Raw genomic sequence first — 19,456 nt, 5'->3', positions numbered from 1 at the left:
ATTGGCTCGAGTAAAAAGTAGTATAATAGCGATGAACACCAAGTAAAGAAAGCAGGAAAAAGATGAAAACAATCGAAGAATTAAAGAAAATCAAACTAATTAAACAGGATAAGTCCTATTCATATTTGAATTCTCATCATTATAATTGGTTCAAAGCTATTGATTTAAATTTATTGAACAGTGATGGCTTCACTAACTATTTTTTACGAATCAAACAAAATGAGCCCGCCATTTTTGATGCATTGCAAGAGAATGTCTTGAATGCGACGGTTATTGGTTTTCAGAAAGCATTATCTGATGCAGACAGCTTCATTTTAGCAACTGCCGCGTGGGCCTCTGGTTTCGTTCCCGAAAACTCAATAAGAGCAATGCAGGATTTCGATCATTACTTAACAAATTACACAATACAAAAAGAACCATTAATTGGAATCAATCAAATGAACGCTGATTTCAATCGAGTCTTGATGCAGCATTTGCCAAAAGTACGCCGCCAAGACCTACGTTTAATTTATCGACTGCTCCTGTTGAGGGAAGCTTCTGCAAATCAGATTTCCGAAGAGTTGAGTATGCTGAACGAACCTACGAGAATACGGACCGAAGAAATGTTGGAACTTTTTCGATCGATCTAACGAAAAAAGGAACGACTATTTTTGTGAGTCGTTCCTTTTTCACTACTCATCCGCTGCTACTAGTACATGCCACTGTTTTAGCTCGTAACGGTAAAGTCCACTTTTAATTACAGGATCTGCCTCAGAAATTGCAACCGCTTCTGTCAGGTTCTCCGCTTCAAAAATCACCATCGCACCGTCGATTATCTCAGTGGACATATCCCCAAATACTCCTGCTGTCAGATATCGTTCTTCCGATAGCTGTTTCAAATATTGGGCAGAATCCATTGCTACTTGGTCCGTAACCTCGTCCTCTCCAATTTTATAATCCGTCCTAACAAATAGCATACTTTCCTTTTTCATTTTTTTCTCCTTTCCTATAACAAATAATTGTTTTCTTTATTTGCAACTTGTAAGCGATGAAGCTCGTAAGTAGCATATCCAGCAGCGACTAAGGGCTCTTGCTGACAAATGGCCTCTGCCTCCTCGTAGCTTTTGGTTTTGAGGATGAACATCCCTGCCATCCCAGGATACCCTTTGAAGGCCCCCGCCAATTCAATATTCCCCTCAATATCTAAATTGCGTAAATTTTCTACATGAGCGGTCACTCCAGCTTTGTTTAATTTACGATACTCTTTCGTTTTTTTGATCATCATGACATACAACCATTCTTCCATGCTTTTTCCTCCTAGTTATATTTTTCTGCGATTTTCATCGCACGCTTTTTCACTTCTTTTTGCGCCTCTACCGGTTCGATAATTTCCATATAATGACCAAATGAAAGCAGCCGATGATAAGTCCACTCATTTAATGGATATTGGACAGTTACTAAAAAACTGCCGTCTGAGCATCGCTTAACCTGATCCTCATGAAACTCATCGAACAAACGATAAGCCATTTCAGGTGAAAAGTGTAATTTGAATAATGTATAATCCGCGCCATACGCAGAATTAGTTAATGATAAACCCTCAGGCAACACGCGTTCAAAAGTCTCAACTGTAACATGGATTCTTTTCATACGCGATAATCGGAATACTCGAAAGGCTTGATTATCATGGCAGTAGCCGACGATATACCAAGCGTGCGATTTGAAAATCAAACGCAGGGGATCAACTTTTCTTTCAGAGCGCTGTAGTTCGGAATTAAAATACTCGAAGGTCAACACGTACTTTTTGGTGATGGCTCTCCGCAGTTCTGCGATTGTAATTTTCTCTTCATCGCTGCTTCCCCAATAACTAAAGTCAATTTCAAGCCATTCGTCTGATAGTGGCTGATCAAACAGCGCACCGATTTTATTCAGCGCTTGCTCAGCATCTGGATAATTTGCTGCTTGTAGGATTTGCAATCCCTGATACACCTGAATTTGTTCTTCCGTCGTCAAAAAGGATTTGTTCAAGGCATACCCATCCATCAATGAGATTCCCCCGCCAGCTCCTTTTTTTGACAAAATTGGAATACCAGACAACGTCAACGTTGTAATATCGCGATAAATCGTTCGTGTTGAAACATTGAAGTACTCTCCCAACTCTTTTGCAGTAACTTGTTTATGGCTGACAATATAAAAAATCATTCTCACCAACCGTTCGATCTGCATAAAACTCCGTCCTTTCAGTAAAACTATACCAACAATAATGCGACAACAAGCTGTCATATTAGAAAAAGAAAAAAAGATAAAACATTTTTTACCATGTTCTATCTTTGTTTTTCTTACGACAGTTCATTAATTTCTCGATCGATTAATGCGAGGGAAAGCTTCAATGCTTTGACGCGTTCCCTTGATAACGTAATCTGAGCCTTCATATTTCGGCCAACTGACTGTTTTTCTTCTAGTGATAGAATTGCTTGCTCAATTTTATGCAGCGTTGAAGTTAATGATTTTTTTGCAGCTAAATAATCTGATAATTCATAGTCATTCAAAATACGTCACCTCTTTAAGTAATTATAACAAAAAAGCCTCCCCTTAAATAAAGAGGAGACAAACTTTCTTGATAAATTAGCGAATACCCAAAGCAATCCGCGCATAACGGCTCATTTTATCGGTGGTCCATGCTGGATACCAAACAAGCTTCACTTCTACATTCGTTACTTCTGGAATTTCAGCTAAAGCTGATTGGATACTATCGGTCAGCACATCTGCTAACGGACATCCCATAGTAGTCAAAGTCATTTTGATCACAGTATTCCCAGTTTGTTCAAAATCAACTTCATAAATCAAACCAAGATTGACAATATCAATCCCTAACTCTGGGTCAATGACTGATTCTAAAGCGGTCAAAATAGTCTCTTTAATTTCAGCAACTTCTGTATCGGTCCATTTTTGTGTGTTTTCTTCCACCTGCTCCACTCCCTTTCGAGTTTCAAGAGTATTTTACTCTATCCAGCGACTTTTGTAAATGAGAATTGAAACCTGTTCATTCTCAATTGACAATCATTATTTGCTCACCTGGGATTTTTTTAACAGATTTTGTTCATCTTGTGTCAAGAATGTTCCTACAACAGAATCCGTTGCGACGATGTTAGTAAATGAGTTTGGATCAACATCTGCTACCACTTGTTTTAGTGTGTATAATTCATAACGAGTAAAAACAATCATGATTACTTCTCGTTCGCTGGAGCTAAAACCGCCGCGAGCTGGTATAACGGTCAAACCACGAAGCAGCTCACGACTCAAAGCCGCGCACATTTCCGAACTTTTGCTAGTGTTAACAAAAGCAGTCATCTTCTGGTGACTTGTGTGGACATAATCAACAACTGTACTCATAGTAAAAATTGTGATGATCGTATACAGCGCGCTTTCCCAAGTAAAGAAAAAACCTGCAACAACGACGATGACACCATTTAATAGCATCATGTAGTTTCCGACTGTCCGTCCAGTTGTTTTTGATAACAAAAGCGAAATAATATCTAGACCGCCAGTCGTAAAACCAAATTTCAATGAAAGCCCCGCACCGATCCCCAGCAATACACCACCAGTAATCGCATTCATTAATACATTATCAGTGACTTGCCCAACAGGTACGAATGTTGTGAAGATGGACATCGAGATCACGTTGGCAAAACTCAAGATCATCGCAGACTTTCCTAATTTAATAAAACCTAAAATGAATACCGGAACATTCAAAAGAAAAATCAAAATTCCAGTGTCAATCGATAGTCCTGCATTTGAAAGCAAGTGCTCTGCAATCTGAGCAATCCCAGTCATACCAGCTGAGAAAACATTTGCTGGAATCAAGAAATAATTCAAGCCGACCGCCCCGGTCAAACCAGTAAATAGAATGACAAGGATTTTTTTTGCTAAATCCTTGGATGTATAATTGATAACCTTCTGCATCCGATATTCCCCCTTCAATTCAAACCTATAATAGAGTAACAGGTTCTCTCATTATTAATCAATCGTTTTCAATGACTTATTGGAGAATAATCATGGCTTTCTTAGCAATTTTTGATAAACTAAAAGAAAAGAATTAGGATATCACTTTCACTCTTCAAAATTTATTAAAAAAATCACTCATACAACAAGTTTGAAGGACTTTTCAATACGAGAATTTTGTTGAATGATTAGTGATGCTCTAACCAAATAAGGAGGCTGTCTATGGCTAAAGATGCAAGTTTTGATATCGTTTCAGAATTGAACAAAGAGGAGGTAAAAAATGGCGTCCAAATTGCCTTGAAAGAGTTAAAGAATCGGTTTGACTTCAAGGGGAGTTTGTTCGACATCAACCTAGAAGGCAATCAGCTGGTTATCAAGGCTGAGGATGAATATAAGGTGGAACAGGTCAAAGACGTATTGTTCAGTAAGCTGATCAAACGCGGTGTTCCTCTAAAGAATATCCAATTCTCTGCTTCGGAGCATGCTCTGGGCGGAAATGCACGACAAGCGGCTGAGCTCGTTAATGGAATCGATAAGGAAAGTGCAAAGAAAATCACGACAGCAATAAAAAACAGTAAAATGAAAGTAAAGGCTCAAATTCAAGATGACCGTTTACGCGTAACAGGGAAAAATCGTGATGATTTGCAACAAGTCATTGCATTAGTAAAAGAAATCGAATTACCGATTGATGTCCAATTCATCAATTATCGTTAAAAGCCGACAATTGTCGGCTTTTTTCTTTCAGTTATTAATTTCTTTCGCCTTTTTTATAACCTTATTTAAAGTATTCGCATTCCTAATTGTCATGTATGGGTAGGCATCATTTTTAAGGAGTTTGGCATATTGACTGCGATAATATAGTTTTCGTTCCTTAAAAGCTGAAGACCAGAATAAGGTGTTTTCAATAAGTATCGCTTGTTCGATAGTTCTATCTAAATGATCAACGATTGGCTGCAATCGGCTAGCATTGTATTCTTCTAAAAAGAAAATCGTATTGTGCCGCCAATCGTCTCTCTGGTTCCACCAATCAGGTAATCGAGCTACTAACTTTTCTAGTTCATTAAGCTGCATCAAGACAAGCTGAATTCTTATCCCGATTACTTCTGTCAACTGATTGGCTAATTCCTCATCCTTGATGAGCTGTTCAGTATTGAAAATAATAATTCCAGTATTACCCACTGTTGTGATTTTTTGATAACCAAAGGTCTCAATCGCTGTCCGTAAATCAAGCATATTTACTTTATTTTTACCACCAACATTCAATCCTCGAAGAAACCCAACATAAGTCGTCAACACCTTCTCCCCCTTTTTTTAACAGAACTGTTATTGGCTATTGTTGCTTTCAAGCGGCACTTAATTACTTTATTTTTTGCCAAAAGTCAGTCGCTGCGCGCTCAACTTCTGCAGGCCCACAAACAACTCTGCGATCTGACCAACTGGTTGGTAATAAATTTTGATAGTGGGGATTAGTATAGCGTTGATCCAATAGTAAGATGATTCCTTGATCTTCCATTGTTCGAATGACTCGACCAGCTGCTTGGATAACTTTATTCATTCCAGGTAATTGGTAAGCATAGCTAAAGCCTTGATTCCTTTTTTCATCATAATATTCCTTGATCAATTCTTGTTCATGATTGACCTGCGGCAAGCCAACGCCAACTACGACTGTTCCAATCAAACGTTCACCCGCCAAATCAATTCCTTCTGAGAATATTCCTCCTAACACACAAAATCCAATCAATGTTTCTTCAGGACGATCAACAAAAGCAGCTAAAAATTCCTCCCGCTCAGCTTCGTTCAATTTTGAGCCCTGGATTTGGATCATGTATTCTGGGTAAACATCATGAAAATAATCTGCGACTTGATCCAAATATTGAAATGACGGAAAGAAAACCAAGTAATTTCCAGTTTTAGTTTTAACTAAACGCTCGATTGCTGCCGCAATTTGTGGAATACTTTGAGTCCTTTTTTGATACGTAGTCTGAACACTTGCATCTACCATAACTAGACGATTCTCTCTTGGAAATGGGCTAGGTAAGCGATAAGTCAATCCGTTCTCACCCCCACCTAAAACCTCTTGATAATAATCCAAAGGTGAAAAGCTGGCAGAGAATAGAATACTGCTGCCGACTTTTTCCATTGTTTGTTCTAAAAACCATGAAGGATCAATACAATACTCTTTAACAATCAAATCATAACTCTTGTGTTCGACAGTAGTCTGATAATGGTCGTCATAAAACTCGCTCATGCGGGTAAAACGAAGGATTTCAAAATAAACCGGCAGCATTTTCTGCTGGACTGGATGGTCAGGATTTTCTGCTAACCATTCCTTGATTTGTTCCTGAAGTTTGAATAGGCTGTTAATCAAGTTTTCCGGCGCGGCTTGTTGATGATGATAGGCTTCTCCGTCCAAAGATTGATGAATTAATTCGAACTCATTATCAACTCTTATAAAGGCTTTGTTTAGTTTTTTAAAGGATTTATCCAAATCCTTTTGTATTTGAGCTATGTTTTCTCTAGAAATACTTGCTGAATACATTTCTTTTGAGCGATTGACCAAATTGTGGGCTTCATCGACTAACACTAAATTCGTTTTATTTTCTTCTTCGAAAAAACGGCGCAAATAAACTGTTGGATCAAACAGATAATTGTAATCTCCTACCACTAAATCACAAAAGCGACTGACATCCAATGAAAGTTCAAAAGGACAAAGCTCATGTTTTCTAGCATAGTCTTCAATAACCGGACGAGTGTATTGATCCTCGTTATTCAGCATATCCCACAAGCCGTCATTCACGCGATCGTAGTAGCCCTTGGCAAAAGGGCAATGCTCGGGCGTGCAATTTCTCTCAGTCAAAAAGCAGATCTTATCTTTGGCGGTCAACGTAACACTTTTTACGCGTGCATCCTTTTTTGTAATTTTAGTAACTGTCTCTTCAGCTACTTGTCGTGTAATTGTCTTCGCCGTCAGATAAAATATCCGTTCTCCCAGCTCTTCACCCATCGCTTTAAACGCTGGAAAAAGCGTCGACATTGTTTTGCCCGTTCCAGTAGGTGCTTCAACAAAAAGCTTTTGCTGAGCGTGAATCGTTTTATAGACTGCGGCGGCCAGTTCTCTTTGACCTTCACGATAAGTATCAAACGGAAAGGTCAGAGATTTCAAAGAACTGTTGCGAGTTTCTCGCCACTCCATTTGAAACACCAGCCAGCTTTCATAACGCTTGACCAGGTCATTGAAAAAATCAGTCAGTTCTTCAAAAGTAAATGTTCGAATCTGGCGTGTGATCTTTTCTTCTGTCGTTTGAAAATATGTTAAACGTGTACTGATTTCTGCTAACCCCTCCTGCTCACTATAGATATAGGCATAAACCATCGCTTGATAAAAATACAAATCAATGATGCCAGTCTCTAGCTCTTCAATTGGTGTTTCTGATGTTTTTATTTCATCGATAAATACACGATCTTCTTCTATATAAATGCCGTCTGCTCGGCCTTCGATTTGAACAGCAGTTTCAGCGATCTCAACGAGTTTCTTTAACCAAACCTCTTTTTGGTATCCTGAGCCGCCCTCTTTTTGCAATTGGCGATGAATCCGTGCGCCTTCTTGAGGTGTATGATTGCTGCTTTTTCCTTCGTCAATGCTTCCACTGCGCAGGATGAACTCAACGAGCTCACGAATCGCAATTTTTTTGACTGCCACATTGTCACCTCATTCTTTGTCCCATCTTAAATGGTTCGTTAAAATCTTTTTGCTGTTTCACCATAGAAGATTTTTATGTACTCGTCAAGTCTTATTCTTTTAGACAGTTTCTACTAAAAATAACTTCCTTCCTTTCTTTATGGCTTATCATTGTCATCATTCATTTGATTTATCAAAATCGTACAGGGAAGCCACAATTTTTTTACTTTTAAGGTATAATGAAGAAGGTATTTGTGATATTGAGTTTTGTTACTGGCAAAAAAAATTTTATCCGGCCAGTAGAATGAATCAAACCAAAGAAAATTACTTTACGTTTCAGGGAGGAAAATAATGATTCAAATCGAGGGTTTTGTTACCGGAATCGCGCAAGAAAATTGCTATTTGATTCATAATGAGAAAAATTTATTGGTCGTTGATCCAGGTTCAGAAGGCGATCGCTTGATACAAGAGATTGAGCAGATTGGAAAAACACCACAGGCGATTCTCTTGACCCATACTCACTATGACCACATTGGTGCAGTGGAACAGATCCGAAATAAATATGGTATTCCTGTTTATGTGAATCCGCTGGAACAGAAATGGTTAGGTGATCCAATCTTAAATCTTTCTGGTTTAGGTCGCCATGATAATATGCCCGACTTAATCGTGCAGCCGGCAGAGTATGAATTTGAAATGAAAGAATACACGGTTGGGGGCATGACTTTCCAAGTCGTTCCAACGCCAGGCCATTCGATTGGCAGTGTCAGCTTCATCTTTGATGATTTTGTCGTTGTAGGTGACGCATTGTTTAGAGGCAGTATTGGGCGCACTGATTTATATACTGGGGACATGCAGCAATTGCTTTACAGCATCAAAACTTATTTGTTCACCCTTCCTCATGAGCTTGCGGCTTATCCAGGTCACGGTGAAGCAACAACGATCGGTCGCGAGATCGATACAAATCCATTCTTTAATTAATCAACTTTTTGGAGGTTTTAAATATGGCAGAAACAAATCTTTATATTGTTCGACATGGTAAAACGATGTTCAATACGTTGGCACGGGTACAAGGCTGGTGTGATACACCACTGACCAAGAGTGGTCGTGAAGGTATCCATTATGTAGGTTTAGGTTTGCAAGATACGAAATTTGAAGAAGCCTATTCAAGTGATTCTGGCAGAGCTATTGAAACAATGCGCATCCTTTTAAGTGAGCATCCTGAGGGAAAAGATATTCCTTATCACGTGGATCCACGCATTCGTGAATGGTGTTTTGGTTCATTAGAAGGTGCGTATGATGCGGAAATGTGGGGTGTTTTACCACGCGTATTGAATTTCAAAACAGAAGATGATTTATTTGCAACTGATGTCAGTTTCGAGGAGATTGCCAACGCTATTGAAGGTGCGGACACAGCAAACTGGGCTGAATCTTATTCACAATTGCGTGACCGTGTTTGGAGCGGCTTTGAAGATATCGCACAAAATCGCGAAAAGCAAGGTGGAGGAAATGTACTGATTGTTTCTCACGGTCTGACCATCGCATTCTTACTGAGTTTGATCGATTCAAAACAACCGGTTCGTGCAAATTTATTAAACGGTAGTATCAACCGTCTCCGCTATGAAAATGGCGAATTTTCTATTCGTGCAATCAATGATATCAGTTATATGGAACGTGGGAAAACAATCTCAGATCACACAGATGCATAGAACTTCAACTGTCAGCTTTTGCTGGCAGTTTTTTTTCTTAAAAAAAGCTTAGCTTTTTTTCGATGGTCTTTTCAAAGGTGAAACGGTATACTGATTATTGTTATTAACTTGAAAGGACGTATACTTAATGCTTATTGCCAATATTTTTAAAGCAATTATTCTTGGGATTGTTGAAGGAATAACCGAGTGGCTTCCGATTTCTTCTACTGGTCATTTGATCTTAGCTGATGAATTCATCAAACTAAACATGTCCCCTGCCTTTATTGAAATGTTTAATGTCGTGATTCAGTTAGGTGCGATTTTAGCAGTCGTGGTTTTATATTTTACTAAATTGAATCCCTTCGCTCCCAGTAAAACTCACGAAGAAAAGCAGGATACTTGGACATTATGGTTCAAGGTAATCATTGCTTGTCTGCCAGCAGCTGTGATCGGACTTCCATTAGATGATTTTTTAGAAGCTCATTTTCACAAGTTCTTGCCAGTAGCGATCATGTTGATCGTTTATGGGATTGCGTTTATCGTTGTTGAACGGCACAATAAAACGAAGGCGCCAAAATGTACAAGCCTAAACGATTTTACTTATAAAGCTGCCTTGATCGTTGGAGCGTTCCAGCTGCTCTCGTTAATTCCTGGGACATCACGTTCAGGAGCTACGATTCTAGGTGCGATCATTATCGGCTGTTCACGCTATGTAGCGACAGAATTCTCGTTTTTCCTTGGGATACCAGTAATGTTTGGTGCCAGTGGCCTGAAAATCGTTAAATTTTTACTGAAGGGCAATTCCTTTGGAGGCGCTGAAATCGTTGTTCTGCTCGTTGGGATGGTCACAGCCTTTGTGGTTTCGATCATCGCAATTAAATTCTTATTGGATTACATCAAACGAAATGATTTTACCGCTTTTGGCTGGTACCGAATCGTTTTGGGAATCATCTTGATCGGCTATTGGCTGATTGCTATGTAAGGTCTGCATCTTTTGCAGATCTTTTTTTATTGCCTAAATTTAACAATACTAATTATAAATTGAAATACTGATAAGCATTCGTGATTCTCCTTAATTTATTGCCTTTCTCTCTTGTAAATACTAATGATAGTCATTCTCAACACTAATTGATAATCACTTTCGTTCTCAATTAGACGAATTGATTATCAATTACATGCATAAATGTGATACTATGATAGTGAAAGGACGACACTTTCATTTTGCAAGTCCTAATTACCCATGAGCAATGAAAAAAGGAGCCCTTATAATTAAGAAAGGAGGAAAAGTGATGAGTAAGAAAGAACGTAATGCTTTTCTCTCTACCCTTTTCTGTTTATTGTTTTTAGTTATTGGTAAAATTCTAATCGGGCTTTCCCAGCCCATCTATCCCGTATTTTTCGTTTTAGCGATCATTAGCGGCGGTTGGAAACAGACTTATGAAGGTATCAATGAATTAGTCCATGACCATACGTTGAATGTCGACTTGCTGATGGCCTTAGCGGCGATTGGCGCATGTTTAATTGGAAATTGGTTTGAAGGTGCAATGCTGACGTTTATCTTTTGTTTAAGCGGTGCTTTAGAGGAATACGCTACTAATAAAAGTACCAAAGAAATTACTGCTTTGATGAATGTGGCGCCAAATGAAGCATTAAAAATTATTGATGGTGAACATGTCACTGTTCCTGTTGAAGAGTTGAAATTGGGAGATTTTGTTTTTGTACCCAAAGGAAAAGCGGTCCCGATTGATGGTCGGATGCTTAGTGCTTCCTCGATTGATGAGTCGGCAATCTCCGGTGAATCTGTACCAGTGGAAAAAGCAGTCAATGACGAAGCTTTCGGAGGAACAATCAACTTAGGACAAGCTTTTACTCTAGAAGTAACCAAAAACAGCAGCGATACTTTATTCGCGCAAATTTTACGACTAGTTGAGAACGCGCAAAATGAACAAAGTGCCACTGCAACGTTCATTGAAAAAATTGAGAATGTCTATGTGAAAATTGTTTTACTAGCAGTCCCTTTGATGATTTTATTAACACACTTTTTATTAGGCTGGAGCTTTACTGAGAGTTTTTACCGCGGAATGGTCTTACTAGTCGTTGCCTCCCCTTGTGCCTTAGTAGCTTCTGCTACACCTGCTACTTTAGCGGCAATCTCCAATGGTGCCAAGAAAGGTATTTTATTCAAATCCGGGAAAACGTTAGAAAAACTTGCTGATCTGCGGGCAATCTCTTTTGATAAGACTGGAACGTTGACCCAAGGAAAACCACGAGTAACTGAATATAAAACTTTTTCTAATGATCCATTGATCCCGCAATTGTTCTACTCGATGGAACGTCAGTCCACACATCCATTGGCTGTAGCAATTACTAACTTTTTCAAAGACGAAGAAGCCTTAGAGCTTCAAGTAGAGGAACGCGCCGGATTTGGTTTAGAAACAACTTATCAGGATCAGCTTTGGCAGCTTGGTAAACCGACGAAAGCGCAATGCCACCCCTTAATCGAACAATGGCATGAGGAAGGGAAAACGGTTGTTGTCCTTAGTAAAAATGAACAAATTATTGCATTACTAGCTTTGATGGACCTGCCAAAACCTCATACCAAAGAAGTTATCGGTTATTTCCAAGCTCAAAATGTGGAAACAGTCATGCTTACGGGTGATAATCCTGGTGCTGCCAAATATGTCGCTCAGCAATTAGGACTGAATGACTTTCACGGAGGCTGTCTTCCTGCGGATAAAACAGACTTAGTGAAGCAACAGCAAAAAGGCTATAGTATCAATGCGATGGTTGGAGATGGTATCAACGATGCTCCCGCTTTAGCAACTGCTAGCATTGGCATCGCCATGGGTGAAGGAACGGATGTCGCGATGGAAGTCTCTGATATGGTTTTAATGAAAAACGATCTAACTAAGTTGATGTACAGTCATCGCTTAGCAAAGAAAATGAAACGGATCGTTCGGCAAAACATTGTATTTTCTTTAAGTGTGATCGTTTTGCTGATTGCAAGCAACTTCTTGCAGTTTCTGACACTTCCACTGGGTGTAGTCGGCCATGAAGGCAGTACTATTCTCGTAATTTTGAATGGCTTACGAATGCTGATTCCGTTAAAAGAGCTCATAAAGCTTGATGAAACAAAATGCACGACCTGCCCGCTCTATAAAGCAGCCCAGTAAAAAGTCTGGTCACCACAAAGTCTGAATAATTATTGTGGTGATTTCTTTTGATTCGATTTACTCTTTAATCACTTGTTTTTCAACTTATTTTCTGTTAAGGAAAAAAACTTGTCACGATTTTATTGCATTGAAAAGCGGCTTTATGTATAATGAGTAATGTTGAATTGTACGGCAAAAACCGTATAAGACTGAATTCGGAGGTGAAATCCATGCCAAACATTGAATCTGCAATCAAACGTGTTCGCACTAGCGAAGCTGCTAACGCTAAAAACTCATCACAAATGAGCGCAATGCGTACTACTGTTAAAAAATTTGAAGAGGCTGCTGCTGCTGGCGCTGAAAATATGAACGACCTTTACAAAGAAGCTGCTAAAGCAATCGATATGGCTGAATCAAAAGGTTTGATTCACAAAAACAAAGCAAACCGTGATAAAGCGCGTCTTGCAAAAAAATTAGCTAAATAATAAAAACCGATCTTTTGATCGGTTTTTTTATTTGTTCAAATTGATGGCTGCCTTTTCGAGTAAGGAGTTAAGACAATAAAAAATAGCGTCGATACAATTTTGTATCAACGCTATTTGTCGTTCCTACTTATTTGTTAATTCTGTATAACTTTTCACACGCTCTTCCATATCTTCAACTGTTTGATTCAGCATTTCTTCTACTAACTCATCATCTTTTTTAATATTATGCAAAGCAGAGAAACGAGTCTGTCCTTCAAGGAAGGCATTCATCTTGCTGAAATCAGTTTTCTTAAAGTCGATACGCATTGGATCTTTTCCTTTTTGTGCACGAACAGGATCATAGCGATAAAGCGGCCAGTAACCAGATTCTACCGCTTTCTTCGACTCTTCAATTGATTGGCTCATACCGCCACGAATCCCGTGGTTGATACAAGGAGTATAACCGATAATCAATGAAGGCCCTGGGTAAGCTTCTGCCTCTTGGATAGCTTTCAACGCTTGAGTAGGATTGGCTTCAATCGCCACTTGTGCTACATAAACATCACGATAAGTCATCGCGATCATGCCAAGATCCTTTTTCTTCGTCTTCTTACCGCCGGCTGCAAATTTCGCAATAGCAGCTGATGGTGTTGCTTTCGACATTTGACCACCCGTATTGGCATACACTTCGTTATCCATAACGAGGATATTCACATCTTCACCAGAAGCCAGCACATGATCGATACCGCTAAAGCCGATATCGTAGGCCCAGCCGTCCCCGCCGATGATCCATTGACTTGGTTTCGCAAACATTTCATTGTCGGCTAAGATTGCCTGCAATTCTTCATTAGCTTCTTCAGTTAAAGTAGCGCGTAGTTTAGCCGCACGTTGCTGGCTGCCTTCGCCTTCAGTCATATGGTCCAACCAATCCTGCAATTGAGCTTTTGTATCTTCAGAACCAATGCCCTTTTCCAAAGCCGTCAGTACTTTATTGGCCAGACGGTTTCGTTTTGTCAGATTTGCCATATGCATTCCTAAACCATATTCTGCATTATCTTCAAACAGAGAATTACTCCAGGCAGGTCCTCTGCCATCTTTGTTGACAGTATATGGCGTTGCTGGTGCTGATCCGCCCCAGATAGAAGAACAACCGGTAGTGTTGGCAATCATCATTCGATCACCAAACAGCTGAGTTAATAGCTTCACATAAGGAGTTTCTCCACAACCTGCACAAGCGCCAGAGAACTCAAGCAATGGTTGCTCAAATTGTGAACCCTTCACCGAGAATTTCTTCGCTGGATTCTCTTTTTGACGCAGAGTCATTGCAAACGCCCAGTTTACAGCTTGTTCTTTTTGATCTTCGTAAGACTTCATAACTAGCGCCTTTTCTTTCGCCGGACATGCTTCTACGCAGAGACCGCAGCCCGTGCAATCTTCCAATGAAACTTGAATGCGATAGTTAAAGCCATCTTTTCCGCGCATATCACGAGTGATAAAGCCTTCAGGTGCTGCCTCCATCTCTTCTTCATCCGCCAGAAATGGTCGAATTGCCGCATGAGGACAAACAAAGGCACACTCATTACACATCGTACATGCTTCAGGAATCCATTCAGGAACCTCCAAAGCAATTCCACGCTTTTCATAAGCTGCAGTGCCAGAAGGCATTACTCCACCTAACATGCCGTTTTCAATCAAATCATTGACTGAAAGCTGATTTCCTTCTTGACGATTGATTGGGTCAAGAATATTTCGAATGTACGCTGGTTTATTTGAATCATCCGCATTTACAAGCGGCTTCACTTCTATCGCTGCCCACTCAGCTGGTATCTCAATTTTCTTCAACTCAGCTACAGTCGCATCGATCGCTTGCCAGTTACGTTCAACTATTGTTCTAGATTTCTTACCATAGGCCGCATCGACCTCTGCTTTTAACAGTGGCAAGTAGGTTTCGTGATCCATAATATCCGTTAGCTCAAAGAAAGCTGTTGACATCACTTGGTTAATCCGACCACCTAGACCTGTTTTTTGTGCAATCTCCATCGCATTGATAATATAGAAATTGATATTATGTTCAGCTAAATAACGCTTGATCCGATTCGGCAGTAATTTTTTGACTCTCTCTTCGTCCCAAACAGTATTCAGCAGGAAGGTTCCGCCGTCTTTCAAGCCTTTCACCAAATCATATTGATGAATGTATGCACTATTATGACAGCCGACAAAATCTGCCGCTTCAACATTATAGGTAGAAAGTATCGGCTCTTTACCAAAACGTAAGTGAGAATTCGTCAAGCCGCCCGATTTCTTGGAATCATAGGAGAAATAAGCTTGAGCATAATAATCTGTATTATTCCCAATAATCTTAATCGCCTGTTTGTTTGCTCCTACAGTACCATCTGAACCCAACCCCCAGAATTTTGCTTGGAAGGTGGATTTTGGTGTTAGGTCCAAAACATCGCTCATAGGTAAAGATAGATTCGTTACGTCATCTTTGATTCCGACAGTGAAACGTTGCTTCATTTCAGTTGCGGGTAAGAGCATCTGATCGAAAACAGCAACGATCTGATCTGGTGTCACGTCTTTTGATGCAATTCCATAACGGCCGCCAATAACGATTGGACGGTTTGTATGTCGATAAAGAACACTTTGAACATCTAATAATAGAGGTTCACCATCTGATCCAGGTTCTTTTGTTCGGTCAAGTACTGCTACTTTTTCCACTGTTGTCGGTAATTTCGCCAATAGATTTTCGGCTGGGAATGGACGGTATAAATGAATGTCGATAAAACCGACTTTACGGCCATTGGCATTTAGATAGTCCACTGTTTGCTGAATTGTTGGTGAAGCAGAGCCCATCGCGATTATCACTTCTGTCGCCTCTGGATCACCGTAATAATTGGTCAAATCATAATCTGTACCACGCAGCTCATTGATTTTCCCCATGTACTTCTGAACGATTGCAGGCATTTCGTCATAATAGCGGTTGACTGTTTCCCTTTGTTGAAAATGAATGTCTGGGTTTTGCGCTGTACCTGATACGTTAGGTCGATTCGGATTCATACCCAATCTTCTAAATTCAGCTAATGCCTCCCAGTTCATCATTGCTTTCAAGTCTTCATAATCAATGACTTCAATTTTTTGCAGTTCATGACTTGTTCTAAATCCATCAAAGAAATTCATGAATGGCAATTTGCCTTCGATACTCGCTAAATGAGCAACAGCTGACAAATCCATAACTTCCTGAACGCCACCTTCTGCCAACATACAAAAACCTGTTTGGCGAGCAGCCATTACATCACTATGATCCCCGAAAATACTCAAGGCGTTAGTAGACACTGCTCGAGCAGCTACATGAAACACAGTCGGTAGTAGTTCACCAGCAATTTTAAACATATTAGGAATCATTAACAATAATCCTTGTGAAGCTGTATAAGTCGTAGTTAAAACGCCTGTTTTCAAAGAACCGTGAACCGTTCCTGCAGCACCTGCTTCTGATTGCATTTCGACTACTTTAACTGTCTCATTAAAAATGTTTTTGCGACCCTGCTCTGCCCACTCGTCAACGACCTCTGCCATTGTTGAACTAGGCGTGATCGGATAGATTCCGGCAACTTCAGTAAATGCATAAGAGATATGCGCCGCTGCGGTGTTTCCATCCATTGTTTTCATTGTTTTCATCATTTGCACCTCGCTTAGACCAATTGCTCCTGCCTTGTCTTTTGAATGTATTGATCAATTTCATTTGCTGCAATTTTTCCGGCGCCCATTGCCAAAATGACCGTCGCGGCACCTGTTACGATATCGCCACCGGCAAACACACCAGGAATCGAAGTCGCGCTTGTCTCTTCATCTGCATCAATATAGCCCCATTTATTCAGTGCTAACTCTGGGAACGTATCTAATAATACTTTATTAGCCCCTTGACCAATTGCCTCGATTGCCGTGTCAGCTTCGATGATGAATTCACTGCCGGGAATCACGATCGGTCGACGACGCCCTGACTCATCTGGTTCGCCTAACTCCATCTGAACACATTTAACAGCTTTCAAACGTCCCTCGCCATCATCTATGTATTCAATCGGATTGCTCAACCAATGGTATTCGATCCCCTCTTCTACAGAATGGTGATACTCTTCCTCACGAGCTGGCAACTCCTCTAACGAGCGACGATAGACAATCGACACCTTGTCCGCTCCTAAACGTTTAGCCGAACGTGCCGCATCCATCGCGACGTTTCCGCCTCCGATGACAACTACATTTTTAGATTTTTGAACTGGTGTATCATATTCCGGAAATTGATAGCCGTGCATTAGGTTGACCCGAGTTAAATACTCACTAGATGAATAAACACCATTTAATGACGTTCCTTTGATTCCTTGAAATCTTGGCGCTCCTGCTCCAACTGACAAGTAGCAAGCATCAAAATCAGTGATGATTTCATCCATTGTGATTGTCTTTCCGACAACTACATTCGTTTCGATTTTCACGCCTTGAGCGACGATGCGGTCAATCTCTTTTTTGACAATGCGCTTTGGTAAGCGGAATTCAGGAATACCGTAGGTTAATACTCCGCCTGGCGCATGCAGCGCTTCATAGACTGTCACATCATAACCTAACTTCACAAGGTCACCAGCTGCCGTTAAGCCAGAAGGTCCTGAACCAATTACTGCTACTCGACCTTTGTCACCAGTTACCTCTTTGTAATCAATCGGCTGTTCTAGAGCCCAGTCCGCAACAAGTCGTTCTAGTTTTCCGATTGCCACAGGTTCAAATTTTTTCGAGCGGCCTAAACGGCAAACCATCTCACATTGTTTTTCCTGAGGGCATACTCGACCACATATTGCCGGTAAATTAGTATATCGGCTTAAAATTTCATAGGCTAGGGGCATATCCCCCTCCTCAATTGCCTTGATGAACCCCGGAATATCGATCATTACAGGACAATTTGTAATACAAGGAGCATTTTTACACTGTAAACAGCGACTTGCTTCTAACTGTCCCTCTTCCAAGCTATAACCTAAAGCAACTTCATCAAAGTTCTGATTTCGAATCTCAGGCGATTGTTCTCTCATGGGTGTTTTTGTATAACTGCGTTTAGCCATTTGAACTCACCTGCTTTTCATATCTTTCATTAGCCGTCAATTCTTCTGGACGATACTGCTGCATTCGATTAACAAACTCATCCCAGTCGACTTCCTCACCTAAAAATTCTGGACCGTCAACACAGGCAAATTTAATAGAATCAGCCACCGTCACACGACAGCCTCCGCACATTCCTGTTCCATCAATCATAATTGGATTTAAGGAAACATAAATCGATACATCATGTTTTTGCGCAGTGATTGTACAAAACTTCATCATAATGCTCGGTCCAATTGCCCAAGCCATCGAGATTTCCTCGCGTTTAAAAACATCCTCCATTGCTTGAGTAACTAGCCCTTTTTGTCCAACCGAACCGTCATCAGTCATTAAAATCAGTTCGTCAGAATATTTGGCACATTCTTCCTGAAGAATCAATAAATCTTTATTTTTTGCTCCAAGAATAGTGATTACATGATTGCCCGCTTCTTTCAGTCCTTTGACGATCGGGAACAGCGCGGCGATACCCACGCCGCCACCTACCAAGAGAACGGTACCATAATTTTCAATGTCAGTTGCTTTACCAAGAGGACCAACAATATCCATCAGGGCTTCGCCGGCCATAACAGTAGCGAGCTGGGCAGTCGATTTGCCGATCACTTGAAAGATTAAGCGTACCCAACCCGCTTCTTTGTCTGTATCCACGACTGTCAGCGGAATCCGCTCACCCTGTTCGTCGATTCGCAAGATCACAAACTGCCCTGGTTGTGCCTTTTTGGCAATTCGTGGCGCATCAACCAGAATCTCATATTCCGTTGGCGCCAGTTCCTTACGTTCTAATACTTTAAACAAAATCTCACTCCATTCTTCCAATGTGACTCTTATTCCGCTGCTTCTACTAAAGCTTTCACAAATGCTTTCAATACTTCTTCATCCTCATCATCAGCTTCATTTTCAATTTTCACTGTTTCTGCTGCTTTTTTTGCACCTGTTTTTGCAAAGGCTTCATCAAAAGCAATCGCAGCTTGACAGAAATAATCAGGATATAATTCGCTATCTCCGCTTCCAACTACACCATAAATTTTTCCTGATAAATCTACATCTGGCAGCTCTTCGTGTAAATCTTCCAAATCAAACGGTAGTTCACCATCTCCATCAGTATAAGTAGCTAGAACACAGATATCCGCATCTTCATAAAAATCTGCCTCTGCATCATCTGCTTCAACGCGTTCTACGTCAACGCCGATTTCTTCAAAAGCATCCTCCAGAATTTCAGAGATTCCTTCTGTGTTTCCTGTGTTAGTTGCATAAACGATTTTTGCTAATGTCATTTCTTTCATCCTTTCTTTTATAGGTTTATACATTTGTGGTGCATATATAAAGCCAGAACAAGCTGACTATTATCGTTTTGGAATAAAATTT

Annotated in this window: 19 protein-coding genes; 7 read left to right on the top strand and 12 right to left on the bottom strand. The window is 40.3% G+C overall.

Translation table 11 applies throughout. The annotated features are described in order from the left end of the window. Nucleotides 1–62: 62 nt before the first annotated feature. Nucleotides 63–629 (top strand): hypothetical protein, encoded by a 567-nt coding sequence (locus IGI67_RS02905; RefSeq protein ID WP_429956690.1) that lies wholly within the window; start codon nt 63–65, stop codon nt 627–629. Between the two features lie 42 nt (nt 630–671). Here IGI67_RS02905 and IGI67_RS02900 read toward each other — a convergent pair whose 3' ends face one another. The 6 genes from IGI67_RS02900 to IGI67_RS02875 all read right to left on the bottom strand — a co-directional run bounded on the left by IGI67_RS02900 (nt 672) and on the right by IGI67_RS02875 (nt 3,939). Further along, on the bottom strand, nt 672–971 hold the full coding sequence (locus IGI67_RS02900) for a YciI family protein (RefSeq protein WP_429956689.1): 300 nt from the start codon (nt 969–971) through the stop codon (nt 672–674). A 14-nt stretch (nt 972–985) separates the two neighbouring features. Beyond that, nucleotides 986–1,285 (bottom strand): YciI family protein, encoded by a 300-nt coding sequence (locus IGI67_RS02895; protein ID WP_429956688.1) that lies wholly within the window; start codon nt 1,283–1,285, stop codon nt 986–988. A gap of 11 nt (nt 1,286–1,296) precedes the next feature. Beyond that, nucleotides 1,297–2,202 (bottom strand): helix-turn-helix transcriptional regulator, encoded by a 906-nt coding sequence (locus tag IGI67_RS02890; protein WP_429956687.1) that lies wholly within the window; start codon nt 2,200–2,202, stop codon nt 1,297–1,299. Nucleotides 2,203–2,315: 113 nt separating this feature from the next. Beyond that, nucleotides 2,316–2,525 carry a hypothetical protein gene (locus tag IGI67_RS02885; protein ID WP_429956686.1) on the bottom strand — a complete coding sequence of 70 codons (210 nt, stop codon included), beginning with the start codon at nt 2,523–2,525 and terminating at the stop codon, nt 2,316–2,318. A 76-nt stretch (nt 2,526–2,601) separates the two neighbouring features. Beyond that, nucleotides 2,602–2,943 (bottom strand): iron-sulfur cluster assembly protein, encoded by a 342-nt coding sequence (locus IGI67_RS02880; RefSeq protein ID WP_207109618.1) that lies wholly within the window; start codon nt 2,941–2,943, stop codon nt 2,602–2,604. Between the two features lie 96 nt (nt 2,944–3,039). Continuing rightward, complete coding sequence (locus IGI67_RS02875; protein WP_207109617.1) at nt 3,040–3,939, bottom strand: YitT family protein; 900 nt, start codon at nt 3,937–3,939, stop codon at nt 3,040–3,042. A 261-nt stretch (nt 3,940–4,200) separates the two neighbouring features. Between IGI67_RS02875 and IGI67_RS02870 the strand changes: the two genes are divergently transcribed. Then, the gene (locus IGI67_RS02870) at nt 4,201–4,692 is read left to right on the top strand and encodes a YajQ family cyclic di-GMP-binding protein (protein WP_429956685.1); all 492 of its coding nucleotides are present in this window, start codon (nt 4,201–4,203) and stop codon (nt 4,690–4,692) included. A 27-nt stretch (nt 4,693–4,719) separates the two neighbouring features. Here IGI67_RS02870 and IGI67_RS02865 read toward each other — a convergent pair whose 3' ends face one another. Then, on the bottom strand, nt 4,720–5,271 hold the full coding sequence (locus IGI67_RS02865) for a DUF1697 domain-containing protein (protein ID WP_429956684.1): 552 nt from the start codon (nt 5,269–5,271) through the stop codon (nt 4,720–4,722). 64 nt (nt 5,272–5,335) lie between these two features. After that, complete coding sequence (locus IGI67_RS02860) at nt 5,336–7,678, bottom strand: helicase C-terminal domain-containing protein (protein WP_429956683.1); 2,343 nt, start codon at nt 7,676–7,678, stop codon at nt 5,336–5,338. Between the two features lie 330 nt (nt 7,679–8,008). Here IGI67_RS02860 and IGI67_RS02855 point away from each other — a divergent pair, with 330 nt between their 5' ends. The 5 genes from IGI67_RS02855 to rpsT all read left to right on the top strand — a co-directional run bounded on the left by IGI67_RS02855 (nt 8,009) and on the right by rpsT (nt 12,979). Then, nucleotides 8,009–8,635, top strand: coding sequence for an MBL fold metallo-hydrolase (locus tag IGI67_RS02855; RefSeq protein ID WP_429956682.1), 627 nt, complete (start codon nt 8,009–8,011; stop codon nt 8,633–8,635). A 23-nt stretch (nt 8,636–8,658) separates the two neighbouring features. Then, entirely contained in the window at nt 8,659–9,363 is a 705-nt protein-coding gene (locus IGI67_RS02850) for a histidine phosphatase family protein (protein WP_429956681.1), read from the top strand. Nucleotides 9,364–9,490: 127 nt separating this feature from the next. Next, nucleotides 9,491–10,324 (top strand): undecaprenyl-diphosphate phosphatase, encoded by an 834-nt coding sequence (locus IGI67_RS02845; protein WP_429956680.1) that lies wholly within the window; start codon nt 9,491–9,493, stop codon nt 10,322–10,324. 307 nt (nt 10,325–10,631) lie between these two features. After that, nucleotides 10,632–12,515 carry a heavy metal translocating P-type ATPase gene (locus IGI67_RS02840; protein WP_429956679.1) on the top strand — a complete coding sequence of 628 codons (1,884 nt, stop codon included), beginning with the start codon at nt 10,632–10,634 and terminating at the stop codon, nt 12,513–12,515. A 209-nt stretch (nt 12,516–12,724) separates the two neighbouring features. Next, entirely contained in the window at nt 12,725–12,979 is a 255-nt protein-coding gene (gene rpsT, locus IGI67_RS02835; protein WP_010744899.1) for a 30S ribosomal protein S20, read from the top strand. A 123-nt stretch (nt 12,980–13,102) separates the two neighbouring features. Here rpsT and nifJ read toward each other — a convergent pair whose 3' ends face one another. The 4 genes from nifJ to IGI67_RS02815 are packed head-to-tail and all read right to left on the bottom strand — an operon-like array spanning nt 13,103 to nt 19,365. Beyond that, on the bottom strand, nt 13,103–16,636 hold the full coding sequence (gene nifJ / locus IGI67_RS02830; RefSeq protein ID WP_429956678.1) for a pyruvate:ferredoxin (flavodoxin) oxidoreductase: 3,534 nt from the start codon (nt 16,634–16,636) through the stop codon (nt 13,103–13,105). An 11-nt stretch (nt 16,637–16,647) separates the two neighbouring features. Next, entirely contained in the window at nt 16,648–18,057 is a 1,410-nt protein-coding gene (gene gltA, locus IGI67_RS02825; RefSeq protein WP_207109608.1) for an NADPH-dependent glutamate synthase, read from the bottom strand. After that, a complete protein-coding gene (locus IGI67_RS02820) occupies nt 18,050–18,886 on the bottom strand; it encodes a sulfide/dihydroorotate dehydrogenase-like FAD/NAD-binding protein (protein ID WP_429956677.1) in 837 nt (278 codons plus the stop codon). The genes gltA and IGI67_RS02820 overlap by 8 nt, the downstream gene beginning before the upstream one ends. Nucleotides 18,887–18,915: 29 nt before the next feature. Beyond that, nucleotides 18,916–19,365, bottom strand: coding sequence for a flavodoxin (locus tag IGI67_RS02815; RefSeq protein ID WP_207109606.1), 450 nt, complete (start codon nt 19,363–19,365; stop codon nt 18,916–18,918). Nucleotides 19,366–19,456 lie beyond the last annotated feature (91 nt).

The sequence above is a fragment of the Enterococcus sp. AZ196 genome (assembly GCF_050498845.1).
GTDB lineage: Bacteria > Bacillota > Bacilli > Lactobacillales > Enterococcaceae > Enterococcus_A > Enterococcus_A murrayae.
The sequence above is the reverse complement of the archived record's forward strand: the minus strand, read 5'-3'. Positions and strand labels throughout refer to the sequence as shown.